Source organism: Paenibacillus sp. CAU 1782 (assembly GCF_054551715.1).
The window spans coordinates 34,019-60,578 of sequence record NZ_JBTOLL010000026.1; the positions used below are offsets into that span (position 1 = coordinate 34,019).

At 49.1% G+C, this 26,560-nt stretch carries 16 protein-coding genes; 12 read left to right on the plus strand and 4 right to left on the minus strand.

The window, feature by feature from the left end; all coding sequences use genetic code 11:
• Window positions 1-462 precede the first annotated feature (462 nt).
• On the minus strand, window positions 463-1,341 hold the full coding sequence (locus ACX93W_RS26090) for an AraC family transcriptional regulator (protein ID WP_459395294.1): 879 nt from the start codon (window positions 1,339-1,341) through the stop codon (window positions 463-465).
• Between the two features lie 354 nt (window positions 1,342-1,695).
• Between ACX93W_RS26090 and ACX93W_RS26095 the strand changes: the two genes are divergently transcribed.
• Both ACX93W_RS26095 and ACX93W_RS26100 read left to right on the plus strand, forming a co-directional pair.
• Window positions 1,696-2,208 carry a VOC family protein gene (locus tag ACX93W_RS26095; RefSeq protein ID WP_459395295.1) on the plus strand — a complete coding sequence of 171 codons (513 nt, stop codon included), beginning with the start codon at window positions 1,696-1,698 and terminating at the stop codon, window positions 2,206-2,208.
• Window positions 2,162-2,605, plus strand: coding sequence for a hypothetical protein (locus ACX93W_RS26100; RefSeq protein ID WP_459395296.1), 444 nt, complete (start codon window positions 2,162-2,164; stop codon window positions 2,603-2,605). The genes ACX93W_RS26095 and ACX93W_RS26100 overlap by 47 nt, the downstream gene beginning before the upstream one ends.
• A 344-nt stretch (window positions 2,606-2,949) precedes the next feature.
• Here the strand turns inward: ACX93W_RS26100 and ACX93W_RS26105 are convergent, their stop codons facing one another.
• Window positions 2,950-3,534 (minus strand): GNAT family N-acetyltransferase, encoded by a 585-nt coding sequence (locus tag ACX93W_RS26105; RefSeq protein WP_459395297.1) that lies wholly within the window; start codon window positions 3,532-3,534, stop codon window positions 2,950-2,952.
• Between the two features lie 681 nt (window positions 3,535-4,215).
• Between ACX93W_RS26105 and ACX93W_RS26110 the strand changes: the two genes are divergently transcribed.
• The 7 genes from ACX93W_RS26110 (at window position 4,216) to ACX93W_RS26140 (ending at window position 14,643) form a co-directional block, all read left to right on the plus strand.
• Entirely contained in the window at window positions 4,216-4,785 is a 570-nt protein-coding gene (locus tag ACX93W_RS26110) for an RNA 2'-phosphotransferase (RefSeq protein ID WP_459395298.1), read from the plus strand.
• 40 nt (window positions 4,786-4,825) lie between these two features.
• Complete coding sequence (locus tag ACX93W_RS26115) at window positions 4,826-5,602, plus strand: TatD family hydrolase (RefSeq protein ID WP_459395299.1); 777 nt, start codon at window positions 4,826-4,828, stop codon at window positions 5,600-5,602.
• Between the two features lie 775 nt (window positions 5,603-6,377).
• Entirely contained in the window at window positions 6,378-10,151 is a 3,774-nt protein-coding gene (locus tag ACX93W_RS26120; protein ID WP_459395311.1) for a glycoside hydrolase family 2 TIM barrel-domain containing protein, read from the plus strand.
• 138 nt (window positions 10,152-10,289) lie between these two features.
• Complete coding sequence (locus ACX93W_RS26125) at window positions 10,290-11,222, plus strand: hypothetical protein (RefSeq protein ID WP_459395300.1); 933 nt, start codon at window positions 10,290-10,292, stop codon at window positions 11,220-11,222.
• A gap of 192 nt (window positions 11,223-11,414) precedes the next feature.
• Window positions 11,415-13,286: an IS1182 family transposase gene (locus tag ACX93W_RS26130; protein ID WP_459395301.1), complete on the plus strand. Its 1,872-nt coding sequence runs from the start codon at window positions 11,415-11,417 to the stop codon at window positions 13,284-13,286.
• A gap of 27 nt (window positions 13,287-13,313) precedes the next feature.
• Complete coding sequence (locus ACX93W_RS26135) at window positions 13,314-13,796, plus strand: hypothetical protein (RefSeq protein ID WP_459395302.1); 483 nt, start codon at window positions 13,314-13,316, stop codon at window positions 13,794-13,796.
• 448 nt (window positions 13,797-14,244) lie between these two features.
• On the plus strand, window positions 14,245-14,643 hold the full coding sequence (locus ACX93W_RS26140; protein ID WP_459395303.1) for a RidA family protein: 399 nt from the start codon (window positions 14,245-14,247) through the stop codon (window positions 14,641-14,643).
• A 133-nt stretch (window positions 14,644-14,776) separates the two neighbouring features.
• Here the strand turns inward: ACX93W_RS26140 and ACX93W_RS26145 are convergent, their stop codons facing one another.
• Window positions 14,777-15,331: a hypothetical protein gene (locus ACX93W_RS26145; protein WP_459395304.1), complete on the minus strand. Its 555-nt coding sequence runs from the start codon at window positions 15,329-15,331 to the stop codon at window positions 14,777-14,779.
• A gap of 568 nt (window positions 15,332-15,899) precedes the next feature.
• Here ACX93W_RS26145 and ACX93W_RS26150 point away from each other — a divergent pair.
• Window positions 15,900-16,589: a DUF4372 domain-containing protein gene (locus tag ACX93W_RS26150; protein ID WP_459395305.1), complete on the plus strand. Its 690-nt coding sequence runs from the start codon at window positions 15,900-15,902 to the stop codon at window positions 16,587-16,589.
• Between the two features lie 409 nt (window positions 16,590-16,998).
• On the opposite strand, the gene ACX93W_RS26155 is transcribed toward ACX93W_RS26150, so the two are convergent.
• Window positions 16,999-17,592 (minus strand): hypothetical protein, encoded by a 594-nt coding sequence (locus ACX93W_RS26155; protein ID WP_459395306.1) that lies wholly within the window; start codon window positions 17,590-17,592, stop codon window positions 16,999-17,001.
• Window positions 17,593-17,981: 389 nt separating this feature from the next.
• Between ACX93W_RS26155 and ACX93W_RS26160 the strand changes: the two genes are divergently transcribed.
• Together ACX93W_RS26160 and ACX93W_RS26165 are read left to right on the plus strand one after the other, a co-directional pair.
• Complete coding sequence (locus tag ACX93W_RS26160) at window positions 17,982-18,617, plus strand: phosphatase PAP2 family protein (protein ID WP_459395307.1); 636 nt, start codon at window positions 17,982-17,984, stop codon at window positions 18,615-18,617.
• Between the two features lie 516 nt (window positions 18,618-19,133).
• The gene (locus ACX93W_RS26165; RefSeq protein ID WP_459395308.1) at window positions 19,134-26,270 is read left to right on the plus strand and encodes an Ig-like domain-containing protein; all 7,137 of its coding nucleotides are present in this window, start codon (window positions 19,134-19,136) and stop codon (window positions 26,268-26,270) included.
• Window positions 26,271-26,560: the final 290 nt, after the last annotated feature.

A 26,560-nucleotide genomic window follows, 5' to 3' on the forward strand; every position in this document is an offset into this window, starting at 1 on the left:
TTGTAAAGTTTAATGGTCATCGGTGTCCGCAAGAAGTGGTAATGAAGCAAAAAAGCGGCGAAAATGCACTTTGACGGTCATGGATGTCCATTAAAATAGGAGAAATGGATAAAAAGGGGCTCTAACGGACACAGATGTCCTTTAGCGCTGCGATGATTCGAGCAGCGGGGGAAGGAGTAAGGTTCAACCTATCTACAGAGCAGGTTATTTTGAGTAAAGGAGCAGGAGTTTAAAGCGGGTTACTTTGAGTGACGGCGCAGAGAACCATCAAATCCATTTCAAAGTGGTTTTGATGGTTCTTTTGCCCATATTGCGGGTTACGCTCACTGTGCAAATAGTACGGGCTTTGCTCATTTTGCACACAGTACGGGTTTGGCTTACTTTGCCCATATTGAGGGTTTCGCTCACTTTGTACATAGCAAGGGCTTCTCTTGCTCTGCATATATGTTTGAGTTCTCCCATTCAGGATTGCCCTTCTGGGGGCACTGCCTGTTCTTGTCGGATCGGGGCTTGGCCGTTTGAAGTGGAGTTTTTGCGGTAGGAAGCGGGAGACTGGCCTAGCATGGACTTGAAGTCTTTGATCAGGTGAGCCTGGTCAAAATAACCCAGTTGGACCGCAAGCTCCGCCAATTGGACGGCCTCGTCCCGCTCAAGCCGCTCTGCCGCTTCCTGAAGACGGAATCTATTAATGGCCCATTTTGGGGAGACTCCCACATACTTGCGGAACAATCTCTGCAATTGGCGAACGGATAGCCCGATCATCATGCCTAGCTGCTCCACTTTCAAAATATCTCTATCGTTTTTGATCGTTTGAATAATATTCTCTGACATCTCCGCCTGAGGATCTCTCTCCGGAAGGCGTGAAAGCAGCAGTGCTTCAGCTTGGACGGCCATGGCCTCCTCGTCTCTGGCATCGAGAATAGCGTCTGACCAGCTGGCTGCTTCGGGGCCCAATGCCTCCCGGATATCCATTATTGTCCCGGTCAAATCCGATATATCGCGCTGCCAGAACGGGTGGAAACCGCCAGCTCGAAATTTTATGCCCAGCACTCGGCCCTTACCGCGGAGCGTACGTTCAAAAGGGAGTGCCGGCACGCCGTACAGAAGAGCGCGGCGCCCCTCCGTATCCTGTTCAAAAGCCAGATGAAGATTAGGGTAAGACAACACCTTCTGCGTATGGATAAGACCTTCAGGCAGCTCATAGGATATGGCCCAATAGTGTTCAACAAAAGGAGCCAGCAGGGGACCGGGTTCAAAACGTTCTAATCTGAACTTGTCCCTTCCGGCAACGGCGTGAACGATACCGCGCGAGGATGCATTGTCTTTTGGATTTAGGGGCATGGCATAAACCTCCGGCGCGTAGGATCGGTCGCTTTTTTACAATATGGCGTTTCTCGGAAACTTCTATAATAGATTCAGCAACATCTGCTCCCTACGAGTTTACATACACACCCTAGCAGATGACAGCAGGTTTCGCAACACAGGTTTAATTACTGGGGTATGCAGTGAAACGTGGTAGGTTTCGCAACACAGGTTTAATTACTGGGGTATGCAGTGAAACGTGGTAGGTTTCGCAACACAGGTTTAATTACTGGGGTATGCAGTGAAACGTGGTAGGTTTCGCAACACAGCTTTAATTACAGGGGTATGCAGCGAAACGTGGCGGCAATACTAGCAGTTATAGGAGGAATAACGATGTCAAATGATCAAGCCGGAGCCGGAGTGACAGGGCAATATACCACTAACGGCAAACCTAACAGCTATACGTCCATAACCCCGTATATCGTGGTGAATAGTCCCGCTGAGGCCATCGCCTTTTATGAAAGGGTATTTGGAGCAAAGGTCAGAAGCGCAACGGAATTCGGGGAAGAGGGCAGCAAAGTTATCGTGCACGCAGAGATCGATTTCGGCAATGGGTTTCTTCAACTGGGAGCAGCCACTCCGTCATATGGATTGGTATTGCCGCCGGATGAGGGTAAAGCCTGCTATTCGCTTGGCGTTTATGTACCCAATGTCGATGAGACGGCAGATCTTGCCGTGAAAAGCGGCGCAACCGTGAGAGAACCCGTTGCCAGCTTCGTGTCGGGTGACCGCTATTGCAGTATTTTGGACCCGTTTGGCATCAGGTGGTCCATCATGACTCGAATCGAAGATATTTCGGATGAAGAAAGCTACCGCAGAGTTGATGAGTGGAGCAAAAACCAGTAACGACAGTAGGAACAACCATAAGAACAACAGTAAAAGTAACAGGAAGAACACCAGCAATAACAAAACAAGAACAACAGCAAGAGCAACGGCAAGAACAACAGCAAGAAAAACAGCAAGAACAACAGAAAGAACAACAGCAAGAGCAACGGCAAGAACAACAGCAAGAACAACAGCAATAACAAAACAAGAGCAACAGCAAGAACAACAGCAAGAACAACAGCAAGATCAACAGCAGGAACAACAGAAGGAACAACAGAAGGAACAACAGAAAGAACAACAGAAAGAACAACAGAAAGAACAACAGAAAGAACAACAGAAAGAACAACAGAAAGAACAACAGAAAGAACAACAGAAAGTTCAACAACAAGAACAAACACAGGAACAACAGAAAGAATAACAGGAAGAACACCAGCAATAACAAAACAAGAACAACAGCAAGAACAACAGCAAGAACAACAGCAAGAACAACAGCAAGAACAACAGCAGTAACAACACAATCAACAGTAGTATAACTACGGCAACAACAAAAGCAGGACCAAAACAGAAAAAATTGTAGCAAAAGCGGAAACAAAAAGCGAGTAATAAACATCAGCGACAACGATTAGAAAAAAGCTCAGGACAGAAAGGCCCCAGTAATATACGCTCAAGTAAATATGCAGTCAAATATATGCAGTGTAATATAAGCAGTCAAATAACCTTCATCTCAGCATTTGGGCGGGGACGAAGGTTATTTGGATTTCCTCAAAATTCAATTCCACGTATTTTGGCAAATACCATTGTATTCGTAAGTTGGCCGTCCACGCCGCAAACCTCGTTGCGCAGGGTGCCTTCAAGCGTAAAGCCGCATCGTTGCGCCACATGCGCGCTCCGCTCATTCCGTTCGTCGCAACGGATTTCGATTCGGTTGGCCTCCAACTCGGTAATGGCGAAATTTACGATGGCGTTTACGGCTTCTGTCATGAACCCTTGTTTGGCATAGGAGGTCCGAATCCAATATCCGATCTCGAACTTCCGCGCTTTCCAATCGATGCGATGCAGACCGCTGCTGCCTATAATTGTTCCGTCGTCCTTAAGAGTTAGCAGCAAACGGAGGTCTTTGCGCTCCAAAAATTCAAGTCGGGACATCCGAAGATTGATTTCGGATTCTTCGACCGACGGAACCTTGCTCGCCCATGGCATCCAGGGGCGCAATTCCTCAATGCTTTCCCGAATCGCTTCATTATTGGCTTGGCCGTCTCCCCACAACGGCGCACGTATAATCAGCCGTTCGCTCTCCAACTGTTCAGGGAAGTCCAGCAAAACATGCCTGTCCGGATGTAAATCCATACCATCACCTCGCGTAATCTTTTTCGCAATAATGTAGCACGGGAACCGTTTTTTGAGCAAGTGCTTTTGGGGGAAATCAGGATACCGCGAACGTCACACTGCAAGGGTCACACCGCAAACGTCATTTACGGTCAGGTGGTCAGAACATGCTGTGTTTGCAAGAGGTTTTGGCAGGTGTGTTGTGGGAAGTGAATATTGGTAAATGGCGAACGTATGGAGAAGTGGCAAGTGTATGGAAAGTGGTATTGGGTGGAATAACGAGGGTTCATTATTTGTCTAAGCTCTTACGGTCATTTGTGGCCGCTAGAGCTGTTTTTTTGAAAAAACCAATTTCTAAAGGACAGCCGTGACCGTTACAGCCCCTTTTTAGTCTATTTATGCTGTATTTTCCTTGCTGACGGACATCGATGACCGTTACGTTTGACGATATTGTATTTTTGCTAGTTTAATGGTCATCCGCGTCCGTAAGATTTGAAGCGGAAACCCGCATTGACGTGAAAACAAAATGACGGTAATAACAAAGTGACAGGAACGTTTGGTTTTAAATGAACATTCCCGGTGAGGTCTTAGAAAAAGAAGTATAATGCAAACAAGGGTCGCGAGCGGGTGTAAGCTGGAATACGGACACAAGTGTCATTATCGACAGAAGTAAGCAGTTAAATGAGTATGTGAGTGGGGATTATGAAAAAACAAGGTACAGATATGAAGCTTAGCAAGCTAATGACGAAGATGCTGCGCCATAAGCCTGTAGAATCCGGCATTGAGCTGTATGAAGAAGATGGCTCTTGTACCGTCAAGGAATTGCTGAAGGTGATACAAGCACTTCCGGGTTGGGCGGAGGTAAAGCTGACGGATATCGAGAGAGTCGTTCGGAATTCGGACAAACAACGATTTGAAATCAAGGATGAACGGATCAGGGCAAGATATGGACACAGCTATCAAAAAATAACTTATACGCCAGGGAATCCCCCAGAAATCCTCTACCATGGTACGAGTACACAAGCCCTTCCTTTCATTATGTCAGATGGGTTGGAGCCGATGGGACGACAATATGTCCATTTGTCGGAAAGTACACTTTTTGCATCGTTAGCGGGCAAGCGTAAAGGCGAGTTGGTTATGCTCAAGGTGAATGCGCCAAAAGCAATGGCGGAAGGCATCCCGTTCTACTATGCGGGTAATGAGGTGTGGCTTGCCGAATGGGTGCCATGGCATTGCTGCAGGTTGGCCGCGAATGATGACTCGGCGGAGTGACAGTAATAGTAGTAATGCGAGATGAAAGGAAAGATATGAAATGATAGATATAGGCGTTAATTTGATGCACCGCTCTTTTAATGAGGATCGGGAGCAAATGGTAGAAAAAGCGGCGGCAAACGGAGTGTCTCCGTTAATTATCACGGGAACCAGCTTGCGAAGCAGTAAGGAGGCGGCGCGTTACGCCGGGCGTTATAGAGGGAAGCTCTACGCTACCGCAGGTATTCATCCTCACGATGCCAAAAGCTGTAATGATGAGGTTATGGGACAATTGCGTGCTTTGGCGACGCAGCCGCAGGTTGTGGCAATCGGCGAATGCGGGCTGGATTATAATCGGGACTTTTCCCCACGCGATATTCAACGCAAATGGTTTGCGGAGCAAGCTGCTTTGGCTCTTGAGCTGGATATGCCGCTATTCCTGCATGAGCGTGAAGCGTTTGCTGATTTTGCCAGCATCCTGAAGGAGCAAGGAGTTTCCAGAGGCATAGTTCACTGTTTCACGGGTAACCGCGCGGAGCTTGAAGCTTATCTGGAGATGGGCTTATGCATCGGCATTACCGGCTGGATTTGCGATGAACGCAGAGGGCGGCATTTGAAGGAGCTTGTCAGACATATTCCGTTGGAGCGGCTGATGATCGAGACGGACGCCCCGTTTCTGACGCCGCGTGATCTACCGGAAAAACCGGCGAACGGTCGTAACGAACCTGCGTTCCTTCCTCATGTGCTTGAAGCCGTTGCGCGTTGCCTTGGCCGACCAGCCGAAGAGATACTGAATGCAACGAGAGAAACAACAAAACGATTTTTCGGCCTGCTATAGAAGAATAAAGCTTTGTAGTTTGTTGGGTATGGAGAGATGCGCTTGGGAAATTTCAATTTCCAGGCGCTATTTTTTTTCTGCCTATGTGCTCTCAGAGAGTGATTTATCAGCGATTTATTGATAATCCGCGATTTTTAACATTGAGTAAGTGCTTGAAATCCGTTACAATGACGGTGGAAAAGATAGCCATTTTTAGCGTGAAGTCATGATGTGCCGCGATAATTAGGATGGTCAAGAATTAAACACGGCAATAATTACGCTAAGCAATATAGCTGGAGAACGCCTGACGGGGAGCAGGTTTATTTTGCTCTAAGCGGCGATGGGTTCAACTGGTAAGAAGTGAATGGCGGTCAGCCGATTCTTGAAAGCGTTTTAGGAGAACGGGGAGTTCGGGATCATACCATTGCGAGAGGTCACGCGGGAAAATTCTATATTATAGCGACCGATCTTAGTCTGGCGAATCACTTCCATACGACATATGAGGGCAGATGGTGTCTGATGCTGGACTTTTACGGCGTGCAGGGCAAGGGTCAGGGCTATGCCGATTACGGGCGAGGAAAGAGAAAGAATCGGGAGTTATTATAGCCGCGGAAGTGTAAATAGCTGAAATAAAGAACGGAGATAAAGAGCTGAAAGATATAGCTGAAATATAAAGCCGAGATAAATAGTTGAAAAGGAAGTGGAAGCGTTGACCAACCGGAAAATTCGATTTAACGACGAATGGCTTTTTGCGAAAAGCGGGCTAGATGTTGCGGATGCCTCGAATCTGGATTTTATGCCTGTGGATTTGCCCCATGACTGGCTGATTTACGATACGCTGAATCTCTATGAAAATAGCATAGGTTGGTACCGCAAGCGATTTGTTTGCGAAGAGGCAGACTCGCTTCTGCAAGGGAAACTAAATCAATCGGGTACCTCGTTACGTCGGTTTCTTAGCTTTGATGGTGTGTATATGGACAGTATGTTGTATGTTAACGGCCAGTGGGTCGGAGAATGGAAATACGGCTACTCCTCCTTTGAATTTGATATCTCCGATGCGCTTCGGGTGGGCGATAACGAGCTGCTGCTGAAGGTCGTCCACCAAAGTCCCAATAGCCGATGGTATTCCGGAGCGGGCATTTACCGCAATGTTTGGCTGAAGGAGCGGGGGAGCCATTACATTGAAACGGATGGCGTCTATTTCACTGTGTCACAGGAGGGGGATGGAGACGGATGGCGCGTGGATATTGATACGGAGCTGAAGTCTGCTATATCGGAGATAGAACCGAAGTTGGCAGGACTCCATACATCCGATAGAGGAGTGTCCGAAAAAGGAACATCTTCCGCCACACCATTTAGTGCAGAAGCCATGCCGTTTAACGCAGAAGCCACACCATTTAGTGCAGAAGTCAAACCATTCAACGCAGACGGCAAACCATTTAGTGCAGAAGAGCCGGAACCCGGAGTCGTGGCTCTGGTCGTCTCACATCGTATTTTGCATGGAGAGGAGGTTGTGGCATCCGTTACGGAGAGGCTGGCAGCGTCAAAAAATGGCGACATTGGAGAGGGAGCAGACCAAACGGCGGGTATAAAAAGAAACGAAGTCGAAGCAAGTCAGCTAGCGGATAGGCGAAGCAACGAGGGCGATTCTGGCCAGATAGCTGATGAAGGGAGCACCGGAGATGCTGAACCCTATACGGGTGCAGATAGAACAGCAAGCGAGCCTAACTTGCTGCGCAGCAAGCAAAGCATAGTCGTGCGGAATCCGCTGCTCTGGAGCACTGACGAGCCAAATGTGTACCGTCTGCAAACGACCTTGCAGGTGATCCGCCTTGACGAGGCCGGGAGCGAATGGAGCGAAACGGTGGAGACGGTTACGCAAAACATTGGCTTCCGCAGTATTCTACTGGACCCTGCGAGAGGGATGGAGCTGAATGGAAAGCCTTTTAAAATCAACGGTGTTTGCGAGCATCACGACTTGGGCGCTCTAGGCGCCGCCTTTAACAAGGAAGCTGTGCGTTGGAGGCTGGGACTGCTCAAGGAGATGGGGGTTAACGGCATTCGCACCGCTCACAATATGCCTGCTTCCGAATTGATGGGCCTGGCGGATGAAATGGGATTTTTGGTTGTCTCCGAAGCCTTTGATATGTGGGAGAGGCCCAAAACGCCGTTTGATTATGCCCGGTTTTTCAAGGAGTGGATGCCTCGCGATGTGGAAAGCTGGGTGAGACGGGACCGCAACCATCCCAGCTTGCTTATGTGGAGCATCGGCAATGAAATTTACGATACTCACGCTGACGAGCGGGGGCAGGAAGTGACACGGCTGCTGCTTGCCAAGGTGCTGAAGCATGATCCAAGAGGAAACGCGCCCGCGACTATCGGCTCCAATTACATGCCATGGGAAAATGCGAGAAAATGCGCGGATATCGTCAAGCTGGCGGGTTACAACTATGCGGAAAAATATTACGAGGCCCATCACACACAGCACCCGGACTGGATCATCTACGGCAGCGAAACCGCTTCGGTCGTGCAGAGCCGGGGCATCTATCACTTCCCGTTTGAAGCAGCCATTCTTGCGGACGATGACGAGCAATGCTCCGCGCTTGGCAACAGCACGACGAGCTGGGGCGCAAAGTCTCCCGAGGCGTGTATTATCGCAGAGCGCGACACGCCATTTTCGCTGGGTCAGTTCCTATGGACGGGCTTTGACTATATCGGGGAGCCAACTCCGTATCATACGAAAAATTCCTATTTTGGGCAGATTGATACGGCAGGTTTTGCAAAAGATCCCTACTACATCTATCAGGCGTCATGGACTGATTACAAAAGCAAACCAATGATCCATCTCCTTCCCTATTGGGATTTCAACGAAGGGCAAACGATCGACGTTCGGGTTTGCTCCAATGCGCCGAGGGTGGAATTGCAATTCAACGGGGAAACCGTTGGCGTACACGATATTGATCATGCCGGGGGGACGCAGCTTGTTGGCTGGTGGAAGCTGCCTTACCGCAAGGGCGAACTGAAGGCAATTGCCTATGATGAAAATGGTGCTGTCATCGCGACGACGGCGAAGCGCTCATTCGGGGACGCGAGCAGAATCGTGCTAACGCCTAGCAAAACCTGTCTTGTTGCCGATGGAACGGACCTCATTTTTGTGGAAATTTCAATGGAGGACGAACAGGGCAATGTCGTTGAAAATGCGACAAATCGGGTAGAAGTAAACGTAACGGGCCCCGGACGGCTTGTTGGGCTGGATAACGGGGACAGCACCGATTATGATCCCTATAAAGGCATCAGCCGAAGATTGTTCAGCGGCAAGTTAATGGCGATTATTGCGGCTACGCTGGAGCCGGGAGATATCCGGATGGAGGTGGCTTCGACCGGTCTGGAATCATGCCTGGCGGAGTTTGCGGCGCTGCCTGGAGAGGGAGGAAGTGCGGAAGGCATTTCCGCTGTCACCCGCAATGGCGAATTGCCCCTTGCTCTGGGAAGCAAGGATGAAATTCCGTTACGCAAGCTGGAGATCGTAAGCGCAACGGGGCAATATTTTGATGAGAAAAGCCGTGAAAAAACCGTCAGCGTCAGGCTGTACCCGGAAAATACGACCTACCGGGATGTGGAATGGAGCGTCGTTAATGATGCCGGAATCCTGTCCACAATTGCCAAGGCGGAAGCAAATGGCCATGAGGTGAAGCTGACCGCTTTGGGGGATGGAGAATTCAGGCTGCGCTGCATGAGCCGGAATGGCGGGGAAGGAATCCGGCTGATTTCGCAGCTGGAATTCCAAGCAACGGGCCTGGGTACCGCCTACAAGGACCCGTACGGTTTTATTTCCGCAGGCTTGTATGACGATTATCGCGGCGATTTGGGCAGCGGTAACGAACGGGGCGTCGCCACCAGCAGGGATGGAGACACGGCGGTGGGCTTCCGTGATATCGATTTTGGCCCGTACGGCTCCGATACCGTGACTCTTCCTATCTTCGCTTTGTCGGATGAGAGCTATTCCCTGCAAATGTGGGAGGGCGAACCGGGGGCTCAAGAAAGCGAGCTGCTAGCGGACGTTATTTACCAGAAGCCGTCGATTTGGAACGTCTACCAAGAGGAAACCTACCGGCTTTCGCGCAGACTGCGCGGTATTGCCTCGCTGTGGCTCGTAACAAAGCAGAAGCTGCATATTAAGGGCTTTTCGTTTCAGAGGCAAAATCGTGGTTTAGCGCTTAATTACGCTGCGGAAAATGATGGGATTTACGGCGATGCTTTTGTCGTGAAGGAGCGTTTTGTCGAAGGGATCGGCAACAACGTTTCTCTTGAATTCGCAGGATTGGACTTTGAAGCGGAAGGCGTGACTAAGCTGGTGCTGTATGGTCATTCCCCTATCGATAAAAACACGATTCACATCCAGTTCTCGGGGATCGAGGGAGAGGGCAGGCAGCTTGTGGAATTTACGCATTCCGACGGTTACGAGGAGCGGGTGCTGGCACTGGACAACATTGCCGGGGAACAAAAGGTTACCTTTATTTTTCTGCCGGGCAGCAGCTTTAATTTTGGCTGGTTTCGGTTCGAGAGATAGGGGGAGATTTTCAGCAAACCTTCAGAATGCGTTCAGGGTTGCTTCAGACTCATTTAAGAATCGCCGGATAAAATGGGGTTAGTTGAACGGGGCAGCCGTCCAACACCAACCATTTTGAAGAGAGGCGCAGGTGATGAGATGAAGACACTGAAACTGGCAGCAACTACGTTGGCGATAACGATTGCGATTGGAGCGGGGATGACGACAACCCACTATGTCAATGCCGCATCGGCAGCCGACACAACCGAGCAGCAGGATGCGTCATCGCAAAACGGAAGCGGAAAACGCGGAGCTTTTAACGGAGAAAAACAGGGAGCCGTATCGCATGGCCAACGCGGAAACGGCTGGCTGGCTTCCGACGAAATAGCGGGAGTGTTAGGTTTGACGGCGGATGAGCTGAAAACGGCGTTGCAAGGTGATAAAACTCTGGCGACCATTGCCGCCGAACAAAATGTCGATGTCGATACTGTAGTTGATGCAATCGTAAAGGCAAAAACGGCGAAGCTGGACGAGCAGTTGTCGGAAGGCAAGCTCACCCAGGAGGAGTATGACAAACGCGTTGCCGACTCCAGCGAACAAGCGCAAAAGATGGTTAACGGAGAATGGAAGGGTAAGCCGGGAGGCGGCAAAGGCGCTTCGGGACATCACGGCGGGTTAAAAGGCATCGGCAGCTCGGAAGAGGTGGCTGAAGTGCTGGGCCTGACAACTGATGAACTGAAGACAGAGGTTCAATCGGGCAAAACGTTGGCGGCCATTGCCGCAGAGCGGAATGTTGACGTTCAATCCGTCGTTGCGGCAATTGTGGAATCCAAAACAGCAAAATATAACGAGCAGCTGTCGGAAGGCAAGCTGACTCAGGAGCAGTATGACGAAAAAATCGCCGGTTTAAACGAAAAGGCGGAAACGCTAGTAAATAGCGAGCTGAAGGGTAAGGAGTCCAATCGGGGTTCCAGAGACGAAGCGGGCAAAGGACGTCCCGGCAGCAAACGGGGAGGCTCTGAAGCTGCTGAATCGGTGGAATCTGCTGAAGGCACAGCAGGCGATGCTTCAACCGAAAGCTCGGCAACATAATTTGAGGTTAATCTAACCCGGTCCGGTCTAATTTACGGTTTTTCAAGTTCAATAAGGGGTTGTCCAAAAAGTCAGTAAAACTGACCATTGGGCTGCCCCTTTATCATGGTATGTAAAAAATAGAAACAAAAAAATCGCCAAATCTTGTAGAATGGGAGTTACCACACAACCACTACAAAAGGGGCGATTTTTTTGCGTAATCAAACGACTACTACGGAACAGTATACCATGGAGCTTTCACTTCCACTAGAAGAAATGCAAGAACAAGCAAGAAGTAAACGACAACTTGCCCCCACCTTCAAGCCCTATGACAACAAACAGGCTCAGATGATTCTAGATATAGAGATGTATATTCCTCCCCATCATGTAGCGCGGGTCATCGATGAAATGATTGAAGGAATCCCAGACGAGCAGTTATTCTCCCACTATGCAGGTGGTGGACGCAGCTCCTACCATCCCAAAATGATGATCAAGGTCATGCTGTATGGCTACTCCCAAAAGGTGTACTCGTGCCGCGGTATCGAAAAATTGCTGCACGAAAACATCCCTGCCATGTGGCTAGCCGCTATGCAGCAGCCCGATTTCCGTACCCTGAATGATTTTCGCGGTATTCGCATGAAAGCCTTCATGGACGAACTGTTTGAGAGGATGATCCAAAAGCTTATTGCGGACCACTACATCACGATGGACAATTACTTTCTCGATGGTACAAAGATCGAAGCCGACGCGAACAAGTACTCTTTTGTATGGAAAAAATCCACGCTGCGCTTCGAGGCAAAGCTGAAGGAGAAGGTACAGGAGACGCTTGCGCATATTCATAAGCTTACCCAGCAAGAAGCGAGCGAGTACGTCGTGACAGATCCAGAGCAACTCCCGATTAAGCTTGAAGAAGCAGCTGTTCGACTGGAAGAGCAGGTAGAGTGTTTAACGGAACAGATCACTAGGACTCCGGATCGCGAGCAGAGAAAGGCATTACGCCAAGCGCGAAGTGCCTGTAAACAACCATTGAAGCAAATACAGGAGGATTTTCTACCAAGGCTGGCCAAGTATGATCGGCAGAAAGCCTGCTTTGGTGACCGCAACAGTTACTCGAAAACGGACCCCGATGCTACGTTCATGCGTATGAAAGAAGATCACATGAAAAATGGGCAACTGAAGCCAGGGTACAATGTGCAGATGGCAACCGAAAACCAGTTTGTTTTGTTCTATAGCTTACACCAACGTCCTACCGATACGCGCTGCTTGATCCCGCATATGGAGCAATTGGCGGCGTCTTCTTTACCCATGCCCAAAACGGTCATTGCGGATGCGGGCTATGGAAGCGAGGAAAACTACTTGTATGCGGTAGGGGAGGAAAAGGATCCCCGATTTGATTTTCTCATTCCGTATGGCAGCTATATGAAAGAGAAAACACGTCGTTACAAGAAGGATATTCGGCACGCCTCGAACTGGACGTACGAGGAGGAAGATGATCGATTCATTTGTCCGAACGGCCGTTACGTTCGCTTTAAAAAATACCAAACAAAAAAGAATGGTTCTGGCCTGGAGCAAAGCTTCAAGATTTATGAATGTGAAGATTGCAAGGAATGCCCCTTCAAGGCTAGCTGTACGAAAGCTAAAGGAAACCGCCAGGTTCACTGGAATACGATTTGGGAAGAGTTAAAAGCTAAGGCAAAAAGAGCCCTTGAGGATGACGAAAAATCCGCGATCTATGCTCGGCGTAAAGTCGAGGTCGAGAGCGTATTTGGTCACATTAAGGGCAACCGTTCGTTCCGACGCTTCTCCTTGCGAGGGCTGGAGAAGGTTCACACGGAGTTTGGGATTGTGGCTTTAGCCCACAACCTACTTAAAGCGGCGAGGATCCGCCTCTCCATATACCTGGAAAAGCAGGCACATAAAAAGGCTGGACGGAAAACGTTACGTTTTCTCGCCCAGCCCATTTATTTTAGGGGCTTTTTGGACAGCCCCGTTATTTGTTGTGTCATTTATTCCTTTTGGCAGGGGAGTACGTGCAAAAAAAAGGAAATCGTTAGCGGTAGGTCGTATTTTAGAGGTGAAAAGTAAAGAAATTTTTCTTTCGGAGGTAGCATCATGGAATATTGCTATGTTGAATTTGAAGCTCATCATGAAGAGAAATTGAATCGGTTAAAAGCTTTTTTGGAGGTTATAAAAGAGGACAGATCAAAGGACTCGGATGTAACGGATGCCAAGTGGGTCAAGCTTTTTCGCGAAGAGGAGCTGGATCATTTTTGGTGGCCGAACAAGGGGCAATATGAGCAACTGAAAAATCAATTTGGAGATCTTTATGTACGAATCATTGATGCAGACGACAACGAGCAGGAGGACTGGGATATCTACTCCATGTTCGATGCCATAAAAAACTCCGAATACGAATTGATTGGAGTCCGACAGTTGAGCGGCAACGTATATCGTTTGGAGATTGATCCCAGCGGGTATCCCTATGGCGGCATTGAGTCGTTAATGAAGCTGATTACTTGCATGGGGCATCATGTGGTTGCGGCTGACGACGGCACCGGCCGGATATTGCTTGACGGGTATGAGGCGACTAACTAGGGCGTGTCTGAAAACTCACTCAAGGGCATCTATCACCGCCTTTTCGCCCCCTGCTGCGTTACTTTTTCTTGACTTACCCCGGTAAGCCTTCAAAATACATGGAACAAAAATTCGGCAATGTCTGCTCCTTGCTGAGTTTTCAGACACGCCTAAGCTGATCAAAATCGTTTCAGAGAGGGAATCCGGATTGTTCGAGGTTTGACAGCCGGTATCCTTTTTAACTATAATCATAGGCAGTCTGGCTGAGCTGTTGAGTTGGATGAACCCATTCGCATTTCAAAAAGAAAGGAGTATGCCGCCCATGAAAAAAAGATCGCTGACTTCCCTATCCATTGGGTACGGCTACTCAACTGCCGTATTTTTCTAGAATCCATTAACAGGGGATAGCTGTGTCCAAAAATGGTAGAGAAAACGACAAAACTTACTTTTGAAGGCGAGGACTTTACTAATGGAAAATACTAAAATTACCAGAAACAACCCCAAAGGCTTGCATCATCCAGTCGGAAACTACGCGCATATGACCAAAATTCCGCGCAATGCGGAGTTGTATGTGACATCCGGCCAAATCGGCGCTGACCAAAACGGTGATTTTCCCGATAGCATGAACGAACAAATTAAAAATACATTTCAAAACATCCAATCGGTATTGCGATCCGAAGAGCTGAGCACGGACAATATTATCAAGGTCAACATCTGGGCCGTCGAAAAAATCGATTGGGATTACTTATATGCTAGGTGGGAGGAACTGTTCGGTAACGATTATCCTTCGATGACGGTTGGATACATCTCCGAACTGGGTCTGCCGGAAATCAAGATCGAAATCGAAATTTGGGCCGCGAAGGTTTAGCGCATTGCGCCATTGAATTGCGGAAAATAAATAAGCAATACCTAACAGACCTTGGGAATTCATCCCGGGGTCTTATTAAACTCCGGCAGCCCACCAAAATCCAAACAATAGCGGTCACCATAAAAATGAATTTTTAAATTGCATTGAGATCCTTCCAAACCCAAATATCAATTAATTCAGATTGTTCATTGAATCCGTAGAATACGGTTACAGAAGTTGAGAAGTATAGGTCAAACATACTGCTATATTCCCCAATAAATACCCGGATTGATTTAACGCCGACGGTCTCTATGGGCGTTTTTCTTTGATGTAAGAAACCATGATCTGAACTAATGTAACGAACTTCCCAATTTTCTTTTGATTCAATATAGTGGACAACATCATCCATGGAAGTGCCTAACGGCGTTTCCTCCAGAAAATCACTTCTTAATTTGCTATCCGATGGGTAGAGCGGATTACTCATTGTCCTTACTGTTTCAAACAAAAGGATAATAGCAATTATTGCAACAGAAACAATAATTATCTTTTTGATCAGAATCACCTCGCTAACTAAGGGGGATATTAGTTCAAAATTATAAAAATGAGACAGGATACTTTGCATTACATGATTATTATTCGTTAAAACTTCAAAATAAGAACTATCAACGGCTCTAATCTCAACTATGCCTTCTTTAAGTTGTAACCCCATATATTCCTCATAATCGATTATATTTAATCAACGATAACCTTTAAGTCGCTAATATGGTCACGAAGGAGGGGGACTACATTTACTATAAAGTCTCTTTGATCCCTCGCGTAAATGTATAATGTATCACCTATATCGTCTTCATTGCAGCTGATGACGTAGGAGTAATTGTCAAACGGTTCGTCCTGCTTCAAAATAATGCAAACAAAATGTTGCTCATCCCAAATTGCTTTTTGAATTTCGTCAAGTTCCTTCGTCTTATACCAAGCAAGATTTGGATAACTGTCAAGTCGCCACCAAGGCTCTACCCATTTCCTATTTTTAAACGTAACCCTACCTCTTATGAACTCATCATCATAATAGCCATCAACTACACAAAAATATGCAGAATCGTCATCTTTCATAAATGCTTTAATAATTTCATGTCTAGTACGATTACTCACTAGCGTTGCATTAATGTTCTCAGAATCTTCAAAAGATTGCGTTCATTTTGGTTTTGCCCATAAAAAAATCCTTTACAATGGATTGGAGAGGTAGACCTGTCCATAAATCCACTGAAAAGGATCTCAGCATGGACAATCATACGCTATTTTCTTCATTTGGTAAATGGCTTGCGCCGATTTGTACAAAAACATTCACAACTGCGGTGGCCGAATGTCAGCAAGATAAATATACAAAAAAGCTGACCACCACCGCTTACCTCAAGTTGTTCTTGCTCGCACAGTTGCAGTGCCATGAAGGCTTGCGTCACATCGCCGACGATGTGCTGTGCGAAGACTTGCAGGATGAGCTGGGCCTGATTTCCATTTCAGCTTCGCAACTCAGTCGCAAGCATAAGCAAGTCGATCCCGAGCTATTGCAGCAGGTGTTCGAGTCTTTGGCGCGGCTCGTGCTGTCACGCCAAGGTATGCGATCTCATCGCCACAACATTAAAATCATCGACTCGACCACGGTCACGTTGTGTCTGCAAAAGTTTAAATGGGCGGAGTTCCGCAAGACGAAAGCGGGCATCAAAATCCATATGCGACTGGCCTTTATGGACGAGCAAACCGTTTCCGAGGGCAGCGCAGTTTCGGCCGATTGGCGTGTCCGAATAGGCTCCCAGCAGAAGAAAATGAAGCACGTCCTGCGAATGGTGCAGACGCAAGATTCAGAGGGGAATCTGCTCTTTCTGGTGACTAATCGCTTTGACCTCACTTGTGATGAAATCAGTGAAATGTACCGTAGCCGCTGGGCCGACAGACCTTCTTCAAGTGGATGAAGCAACATTTGCAGATTAAGCATCTCTACGGCACGAGCGAATCAGCTGTTTATAATCAGGTCTGGATCGCCCTTATTGCGTTTTGCTTGCTCGCCCTTGTCAAGCTGGAAACGAAAGTCGAACACAGCTTACTGCAGCTCACTCGCTGGCTCACAACGTTATTATGGAAACCGTTCAGTCAGTGGATCATGCGGCTCAAGGCAAAACCCAGTCGAACATCGCGAGGGCGGCAACGAAAACGAGCGGAAGATTGACGCCTGCAGAAGACATTGTGTAAAAGTGAACAGAATTGCATAATTCAACCCAATGGACGTGCTACCTTTGAGAGCTGTCCGACCGTTTTCATTTCACCACGCAAACTCGTTTTCTGAATATTCTTTTTTCTAAAACGGCGAACTTTTATGCAACGCTAGTGAGATGTTATACGTCCCAGCGTATCGTAACCATAAGTGGCTGATTTTTGATCGCCTGGATACGTAACAGAGGTTAATCTGTCATAGGCATCGTAGCCGATCGTATAGGAAGTACCCCCAAAGCTTCTCTGATTCAGCCGCTTCCATGTATCGTACTGATAGCCGAGGAATTCATTCTCGCTATTCGCAACCCCGGTAATTAAACGAGTGGAAGGGTCATACGTGGTTTCATTCCAATACGTTTCCGCTCCTGCTGCATTTCTCACGGATAAGCGCGCCTGTTCATTATAGGGCGTATACGAATAATGGTATTGCTGTCCATCCGCATCCTTGTATTTGTCCAAGAGGCCATTGTTTTTGTACGCAAAGGTCTCCTGCAACCCGGCAGCATCCGTTTTAACCAAAGGCAGCCCAATTTCATTATATTGTTGCGATTTCTGCAACTGTCCATTAATATAGACGGCCGTAACAAGACCTAAACGGTTATACACATATTGATAGTGCTGACCTGCATCATCCACTACATAAATCAAGTTTCCAGTGGCGTCATATTTGTAACTTGTTGTTTGTGCTTGACCGTTGGACGTCACCTTTTTCTCTGCCACTTGGCCAAGAGGGGTATAGACATAAGATGTGGTTCTACTTTTGGTAGGGCTTTTTTCTACAACGCTTGTGACTCTACCCATTTTGTCATAATGCGTTAGCGTTTCTTTTTGATCGGGCTCAATGACGCGTATCGTATTCTGAAGATGGGACGAGGCACCGTTTAGATGATACGCTGCATTGGCGTAGGAAAACCCGGTAACCTAACCAAGAGAATCTGTGCTTGATACCAGTTCACCATTGGCGCCATAGGTATACGTCGTTTTAAAATTGCCGAAGATACCCCCTTTTAGGTATGGAAGCGCCAGCCGAGTTTCATATATGCTGATTCAATGTGAGAAGACGCTAGTATGGATGAAAAGGGAAGGGATGACAGATGACCAAACCGCAGTCATTAAAATTAATGTATATTGACGCACTCAGTTTCCTGACAATAGTGGGATTCAGTCTTTTAGCGCTTGGCGTCCAGAAAAAATGGACAACCTCCTTTGACGGAAACGTTACTGTGTTTGTGCAAGGCTGGGAAAGTCCGGGATGGACCCGCCTGATGCAAGGCTTGACCTGGCTGGGCTCTACGGTTCCGACAGCGGTTATTTCAGTTCTGGCGCTGCTGCTGTTTTTTACCGTTTTTGGACACAGGAAGCAGTTGCTGCTGTTTGCATCCGTTGTTGTAGGCTCTACGGCAATTGGTTATATTCTAAAATCATTGTTTGGTCGGGAACGGCCTGATCTTTACAGGCTATCCGAGGTCACCGGCTTTTCGTTCCCAAGCTCGTCCTCTGTTGCGGCGATTGCTTTGTACGGTGTTATTGTATATGCAGTTTGGGGACATTTGCGGAGTCGAATGGTCAAATTTACTGTTGCGACGGCGGCTATACTGCTCGTGCTTTGTATCGGAGTCAGCCGAATTTATATGGGGCATCATTATCCAAGCGATGTGCTTGGAGGCATTCTTGCGGGAGCAGCCTGGCTTCTGCTTATGATAGGCGTATTTAAGCGTTGGATGAATTAAAACGAAGGAGCCGCTAACAACGGCTCTTTTTCTTTTGCCTTTCATTATGTTCTGGAGAAAAGTGATGCTTGCGTAGCGACGTTCTTCCGGAGGGAATCTGGTGACAAGAGCCGCACGTTTTCGTCAGAAAACGTTCTTCGGAAGCATACGCCCGGAAGAACTTTTCACACGGCGGCGGGCATCGCAGATCGCAGATACTGTGTATGTCCACATTCCTAAGCCTTTTAAGCTTGTTTTCCACCCCCATCTTAGAAATTCAAAGATAAAAGTAGGTTTATCACGTACTCCTCATACCGCCTTCTTCGTTACAGTAAGGACAAGCATGACTACATATGAGGAAGGAGATGTTCATTTGGGTTGTAATCCGATGGGAGAATTCCGGTTGCCAGGAGGAAGAGGTGCGCGTTTTTGAAGCAAGGGAGCAAAGCAATTGTTTCAGCCTTCAATTGAAAGCGCTTGCCGATCGCGCGAACGAACGCTCAACGCTACAGCAGTAATAAAGAGAGGGGCACAATCATGAAAAGGAATAGAAGGTTTCTTTCCATTTTTATTGTTATGGCAATGCTGGTGCAGGGGTTGACCCTGATTCCTGTTCAAGCCTTTGGAAATGGGGATAATTTTGATTTTGAGTCGGGATTGACGGGATGGACGGCTTCAGGAAACGTTCAACTGACAACGGATGGGGCAAAACAAGGAAACAACAGCGTTTTATTGTCGGCAGGCAGCTCGATAAGCAGAACCGTTACCGGTATTCCTCAGGGCAGCTACACCTTGAAATTATGGGCAAAAGGAACGGCAGGCAACAACGCTGCAGCGTTCACCATTAAAGATACAGGCGGCCCGGATTCGGTAGCCTTATTGGACCCGCATTTGGGAACGCCGAATACGTGGGTTCAGATCGGCCACCGCAATGTGCTCGTTTATAACGGGCAAATGACGATTCAGGTCAACGCAGGCAACCAGAATTTGACTATCGACCAGATCGAGATTCAATTGGATGCCGAAGATGATAACACCATTTTGAACTGGGATTTCGAAAATGGTCTGGATAGCTGGGTTAATCAAGGTACCGTAGAGGTGATCACGGAGGGCATCGATACGGGAGCTAAAGCGATCCGGCTTTCGGCAGGCAGTGAAATCGTTCAGAAGGTGGCCGTGCAGCCAAACACGAGATATGGATTGACGATGCGCGCGAAGGTGGACAAGGAAGACAAGTTCCGCACCGAGTCGGTTTATAGCCCAAGCGGCAAGATGGGAGAGCTGGTCCACCGCACGGAGCTGGGGAACAGGGTTAATCTTGGCGCAAGAACGGCGGCGGGACAAGATATTAAGGTACTGCGCCAGGCTCCTTCCGGCACGGAGGGTTATTCGCTGGTGTCCATTACCTTTATTACGGGTGAAAACGATACGGAAATCGAAGTGTATGCCAATACGGTTTTTGATCAGGCATACCGGGATTCCATTACGGTTTACAGGAACGATGACGAAACCTCGCTTGCCGACGGCTGGAACGGCAACGGGTCGGACAAAGCGTACGTCGACAACTTCAACCTGTTTGCGATCCAGGACGACAATCAGATCAAAGGCGCGGATGTGTCATTCCTGCCGGCGATCGAAGATAATGACGGCAAATATTTTGCCAACGGGGTACAGCAGGATTCGTTGCGAATCTTCTCCAATCATGGCGTAAACTCCATTACAAGCATGATCATGGTGCATGCCGGCAATGTCATGCACGGATGGGAATCGACGCCGCAGCCTGTCGTATTGAAACAGGATGCAGACGGCAACAACTTCTACTACCGCATGATTGATGGTTATTTTAGCAAAGAAGATTCGCTTGCTTTGGCGCGGCGGGCGACGGCGCTGAATATGAGCTTTTCGCCAAGCTTCCATTTTAGCGACGGCTGGATGAGCCAGGCGAAGGCGCATATGCCACTGGAATGGATCGAGTCGAACTATGAAGGCAAACTGAGCAATCCGGATTTGGCGCATATGAAAACGGCTGTATACAACTACGTTTATGATTTTATGAAGCCGTTTGCCGATGAAGGGTTGGATATTGTTTCGATTAAACAGGGCAATGAGCAAAATAGCGGCATTTTGTGGCCGGTCGGACAGGGAGGAAGCTCAACCGGACATAAGGAGCTGGTTGCCGCAGCCATTGAGGCGGCTAATGACGCGATACCTGGAGTTCCTTCCTCCATCCACTCCAACAAAGGGAGCGACACAGGCATTGCCAATTCGCTTTTTGGTCCGATGGTAAATGACAATATACCGATTCTAGGCACATCTCATTCGTTATATGGCGGGCATTCCAGCGCCAGAACATTGATTATGGCGGATTTTTTGCGGAATGACAGCCGGTACAGGTACCTGGATTTTGTCAATGTGGAAACCGGGTTTTCTTTTACGAATTACTTGGCAACCTTCGAAACGGAATCATCCGGCATGGGGCAGTCGTATTATCGAAAAAGCCCGAACGGGCAATATAACTGGCTGCTTGATTACATGCAGGCGCCGCTTGACGCTACGAATCCGCACGGACAAACCAGAGGTTTCTACTACTGGGCTGCGGAATGGATTCCAACGCCGGGAGCAGGCGGCGCGCAAGGCGGAACAGGCGGCGTAAACGTCAGAATCCTGTTTAACAACGGCGATGTTAACATTAAAGAGATGGGCAGCAGCAAGCCGGGCAAAGCGGGCGATATGATGGACAGCATGTACGCATACCTCATGCGCAGCGTGCCAAAAGAGAAAAACGCCGAGCTGCAGACGCCTATCCGGGATTATGGCGCTTCCTTTGCCATTACGCCTGAAGACCCTACGGGCATCGCATTGCTTGATAATACGATGAATCTTACGGTTGGCGGCGCTCCGCAACGCGTGAAGCCGACCATTCAGCCTTATAACAGTGTGTTGACTGACAGTGTGGTTACCTATGTTTCCAGTAATCCGCAGGTGGCTGCGGTGTCGCATAACGGTATTGTTACGGCAAAAAGCGCAGGAACGGCAACCGTTACAGCAACGGTAAAGGGAGGACATTCCGCTTCCGTGACCGTAACCGTGAGCAATCCTGTTTTGCCAGCCAGCTTGGGTGTGATCAATATAACGGACGGAAACAGCGCGATTAACGACGGGGATACAATAACGGCAAAAATTTTCGATAAAAAGTCGGTTACCGCAAGTTTGGTCGGTCTCCCTACCGATCCTTCCGTTATCTTCCAATCCGACAATCCGGATATCGTTTCATTCTATGGGGAAACGTGGGAAACGCAAGACGGTGTAATGCGGCAGATGACCGGCACGAATAGCCGGGTGAAGCTGATTGCAAACAAAGGCGGAACGGCCAACATTACGGTGACCTCTTCCGCAGATCCAAGCAAGCAATTGAGCTTTGCCGTAAACGTCACCAGCGTACCGGTAACAAGCGTGACGTTGGACAAACAGGAGTTTTCGCTTAGCTATGGGCGTACGGCAAAACTGACGGCAACGGTAGCGCCGGGTAATGCCAGCAGATACAAGGTGCTGTGGACGTCCAGCGACGAAACCGTAGCGAAGGTAGACGATACTGGCCGTATCTCGGCGGTTGGCGTTGGCGAAGTGGTAATCCGGGCAACCTCGGATGACAGCAGCGGCATTTTTGCCGAAGCGGCGGTGACGGTTCTGCCGGTTCAGGTAGAAGGCATCCGCCTGCTTTATGATGAAGTGGCGGTTCAACAAGGCTCTACCAAAAAAGTGCTGGCAGAGGTTTTGCCTGTCGATGCTAACAATAAATCGGTAACGTGGACCTCCGGCGACGAAAATATCGTAACGGTGGATCAGAACGGCAATGTAACCGGGATAAATAATGGCACGGCCGTCATTACGGCAACAACGGTTCCCGGCATCAACGGAGTTCCGTATACGGCAAGCACGACGGTTATCGTGCAGCAGACGCCTATCCCGGTTACGGGCGTTGAATTAGGCATAAAGGAATATTACTTTAAGTCGGATTATTACTCCGAGGCAGTGTCGGAGGAGCAGCAGCCTGTTGTCAGACTGACTGCAAAAACGGTTCCTGCATTGGCTACGAATGACAAGCTGATCTGGATATCCGATACGCCGGAGGTCGCCACAGTCGACCAATTCGGCAATGTTACTGCGGTAAGCAGCGGCACCGCCAAAATTAGCGTTAAAGCGGATGACGGCGGGTATACGGATACAGCGGTGATCTATGTTCCATCTGTCAGCGAAAGCTTCGAGAACAGAGTCGCCGGCCTCGCTTGGGGAACAGTCAATGGCGCAAATGTCGCCATGGGCGCAACCATTGCAGGCTCGGAGAATGATCAATATGTGTCCCTGAGCGCCAGCGGCACAGGCGGACGGGGAACTCGTAAGCTTTTTGCGAAACCTCTTGCCAATGAATTGATAGTTGTCGATGTTGATTTTAATTTCGGCGCGCCAACCAATTCGAACGGCGTTCATTTTACGCTGATGGACAGCTCATTGAATCGATATCTGAGCGTGCAAAAAACCAATGGCGGCGAAATCGTGTTTAACACGGGCGGCCAGCCGATCGCTAATGCGGCTCTTGCCGGCGCGACGCAGGTTGGAAGCGGCTTTACAGAAAATAATGCGTGGTACACGATCAGAGCTATTTTGGATATGAAGGCGCAAGAAATTACGCTTACCGTAACCAGCAAGCAGAATCCAACGCTAACGGCTACGCATAAGGTGCCATTCCATTCCGGCACAACGTATAAAAAGGATTTGGCCGGAATCGAGTTTCAGGCGACCAGAAGCGGCGGCACGTTAAACTGGAACGGCATGCTGGATAATCTGAATCTGTACGCGGCAGGCCCGGTGCCGCTTCGCCTGGACGCCAGCGTGAATGGAGTCAAGCTGATTCCGGTTGCCGGGACATTAGACACGAGCGTTCAGCTAAAGGCTTCGATCTATCCGGAGAGCGCTTCGCAAGAGGTGGTCTGGACCGCTCAGGGAGAGGGAGCTCCGGCAATTACGGTGAGCCCTTCGGGCTTGGTGCAAGCGGCGCAGACGTATGCAACCCTGGATGAGATCCCCTACACCCAAGCTGTGGTTAGAGTAAGCTCCAAGCAAAACCCGAACCTGTACAAGGAAATACCGGTTACGGTTACGAATGAAATTTCTGCCGACGAGCATTTCCTCATTTGGGATGAAGCGGAAACCATTATTTTTAGGGCGGGAGAAACCCCCGAACCAATACAGCTGGAGACGAGCGATGTCAAAAGGCTTACAGCGAGAGTGACGGGCGGCGACGGGGATACGGATTTGGCGGGCGTACAGTGGAGCTCCGATAATCCGGACGTATTGGCGGTTACGCCAAGTGAGGGCAATCCTCGAATTGCCGATTTGCAGGCGCTCCAAACGGGAGAAGCCAGTGTTACGCTTACGATTACGCTTTATGGGACGCCTCTCTACCAAAAAAGCGCAAAGCTTGCCTTTGTCGTCAAAGGAGAAGAGAAGCTTGTGCCCAAGCTGAACCAGGCCATTCTTGATGCGTTGGGCGCCAAGGCGTATCCGGACGACTATTATACGGTCGAGAGCCTGCAAAACTTCAACGACAAGCTCCAGGCAGTCAGACAATATTTGGATGCGGGCGAACCAACCGCCGACAAGCGCCAGGAGGTTCTTGACAGTATAGCGGCGCTGGAAGCGGCGGTTGATGGACTTACAAAAAGCAGTCATATCCCGGCGACAAACATCGTTGTCGAAAATCTGTCTTATCCGGTGCCGGCGGGAAGCAAAATCAGACTTGCGGCAAGCCTGACGCCTTCTTATGCCAATGACATCATTCACTGGAGCTCCAGTAATGAAAGCATTGCAACCGTTGACGGCGATGGGCGGCTGACTGCGCTGGGCATAGGCGAAGTGCAAATTACCGCCACAACAGGAAGCGGAGCGACGGCTTCCGCCGGAATCATTATTGGAAATGATTTGACATCGTGGTACGACAAGACGGGAGTTGCGATTACCGGTGAAGGCAACAGCTCAAGCTATCCGGCAACCAATCCGTTTGTGAATGCCCGGAGTAATGATACAGCCGGCCCGGCGTGGTCGACGGGAAGCAATACGAAGATGGGCTCCCTTACGGTTGCATTAGGAAAACCGGCAAGCCTTGAAAGCATTGATTTGTCATTCTGGCAAACGATGAAGTACAAGGTTGAAGTATCGGAGGACGGAGCGGCCTGGACAACGGTTATTGACAAGTCCGAAGAGTTTGGCGGCGCCGTCAGTTTTTCGGAAAGCTTTCCGGAGGGAACGACAGCATCCTATATCAAGCTTACGACTCTTGGCGTTTCAACGGCTAGAGACTGGGTTGGCGTTACGTTGATGCGCGTAAACGGCCAATTCCTTATCGAGCAAGACTATGCCGTAACGATAACCCAAGGTATCGAAAATGGTACCGTTACTGCGGCTCCTGCCAGAGCGCTTGCAGGAGAAACGGTTGCCGTCAGCGCAGTGCCGAATGCCGGATACCAGCTCCATCAAATCAAGGTTGCGATGGACAATGCCGAACAAACCGCCATTGAGGTGGATGCTGAAGGCAGATTTGTAATGCCAAGCGCCAATGTAATCGTTTCGGCGGAATTTACATGGATCGCCGTGGAACCGGAGCCTGAACCAGAGCCGGAGCCGGAACCAACGGAGGATACAGAAGCGCCAACATGGCCGGAAAGCAGCACATTGACTTCTTCCAATGTGGGCACGTCGAGCGTAACGTTGGCATGGGGCGCCGCCACGGACAATGTTGCGGTTACAGGCTACAAGGTGACTTGGAGGTCCGGAGGCCAGGATAAACTTCTGGAGGTCGGGAAGGATGCAACGAGCGCCACAATCAGCGGCCTTCAGTCTGGAACCGGCTATACGTTCAAGGTTGCGGCAACGGACGAAGCCGGCAACCGGAGCGTTGAACGGGAGATTGCCGTCACAACAAGATCAAGCTATACCCCGCCATATGTGCCGCCTGTAGATCCAGTTCAGCCGACTGAGCCGGAGGTTCCGACAACACCTGAGGAGCCAACGGAGCCTGAGCAGCCTGTTGAACCGGAAGTGCCGACTGGCCCGGAACAACCTGTCGTTGACTTTAAGGATGTTTCGGAAGACCATTGGGCTGCGGCGTCGATTAAGCGGGCGGCAGCGTTGGGAATCGTAAACGGATATTCCGACAATACGTTCAAGCCTAACGCAACAACAACCCGCGCCCAGTTTATGACGATGCTGGAAAAAGCGTTCAAATGGCAGGGAGACCAGCCGGAGCTTGCCTTTAGCGACAATGAAAAAATTGGAGCATGGGCGAAGGACGCGATTGGACAAGGTATTGAGCGAGGCATTATTACGGGCTACAGCGACGGAAGCTTCCGTCCGAATCAGGAAATTACGCGGACGGAAATGATCGTGATGTTGGCCAGAGCGATGGAGGTTGCTCAGTCCGATAGCGAAACCACCTCGTTTGCCGATGATTCTGCGATTCCGGCTTGGAGCAAAGGCGCAGTCGAAGCATTGCGCAGCCTTGGCATTGTGACAGGACGCAGCAACAACAGCTTTGCGCCAAATAACGCTGCAACGCGAGCAGAAGCGCTTGTTATTATTTTGCGGGCTTTGGATAAAAGCGAAGATAAAAGCGAATAAGCGGTTAGTGGAGGATCAAAACAGAAATTAGCGTATGACTTCGATTGAGGTCAAACTCTGTGGGACAAGGTGCCTACGATTGCCAAATTCGGCTTGTAAACGGTACGCCGCATCTTTGTGGCGTGCAGGGCCGCCGGGAGCTAGCTCCACGCTATGGACATCCATGACTAAGCTTGCCCCACAATGTTTCCGGAAATTTACAGTAAGAAGCGATACGTATCCAATACGTTGCGAAACACTTGAAGGCCCCTCCACAACACTTTGACCCCGGGGGCTCCATCGCTCTTGCG

Coding starts and splice junctions, on each gene's coding strand:
- ACX93W_RS26145 (WP_459395304.1), bottom strand. CDS start 15,331: ATGGGGTTACAACTTAAAGAAGGCATAGTTGAGATTAGAGCCGTTGAT.
- ACX93W_RS26115 (WP_459395299.1), top strand. CDS start 4,826: ATGATAGATATAGGCGTTAATTTGATGCACCGCTCTTTTAATGAGGAT.
- ACX93W_RS26165 (WP_459395308.1), top strand. CDS start 19,134: ATGAAAAGGAATAGAAGGTTTCTTTCCATTTTTATTGTTATGGCAATG.
- ACX93W_RS26100 (WP_459395296.1), top strand. CDS start 2,162: ATGAAGAAAGCTACCGCAGAGTTGATGAGTGGAGCAAAAACCAGTAAC.
- ACX93W_RS26110 (WP_459395298.1), top strand. CDS start 4,216: ATGAAAAAACAAGGTACAGATATGAAGCTTAGCAAGCTAATGACGAAG.
- ACX93W_RS26125 (WP_459395300.1), top strand. CDS start 10,290: ATGAAGACACTGAAACTGGCAGCAACTACGTTGGCGATAACGATTGCG.
- ACX93W_RS26095 (WP_459395295.1), top strand. CDS start 1,696: ATGTCAAATGATCAAGCCGGAGCCGGAGTGACAGGGCAATATACCACT.
- ACX93W_RS26140 (WP_459395303.1), top strand. CDS start 14,245: ATGGAAAATACTAAAATTACCAGAAACAACCCCAAAGGCTTGCATCAT.
- ACX93W_RS26150 (WP_459395305.1), top strand. CDS start 15,900: ATGGACAATCATACGCTATTTTCTTCATTTGGTAAATGGCTTGCGCCG.
- ACX93W_RS26090 (WP_459395294.1), bottom strand. CDS start 1,341: ATGCCCCTAAATCCAAAAGACAATGCATCCTCGCGCGGTATCGTTCAC.
- ACX93W_RS26160 (WP_459395307.1), top strand. CDS start 17,982: ATGACCAAACCGCAGTCATTAAAATTAATGTATATTGACGCACTCAGT.
- ACX93W_RS26105 (WP_459395297.1), bottom strand. CDS start 3,534: ATGGATTTACATCCGGACAGGCATGTTTTGCTGGACTTCCCTGAACAG.
- ACX93W_RS26120 (WP_459395311.1), top strand. CDS start 6,378: ATGCCTGTGGATTTGCCCCATGACTGGCTGATTTACGATACGCTGAAT.
- ACX93W_RS26135 (WP_459395302.1), top strand. CDS start 13,314: ATGGAATATTGCTATGTTGAATTTGAAGCTCATCATGAAGAGAAATTG.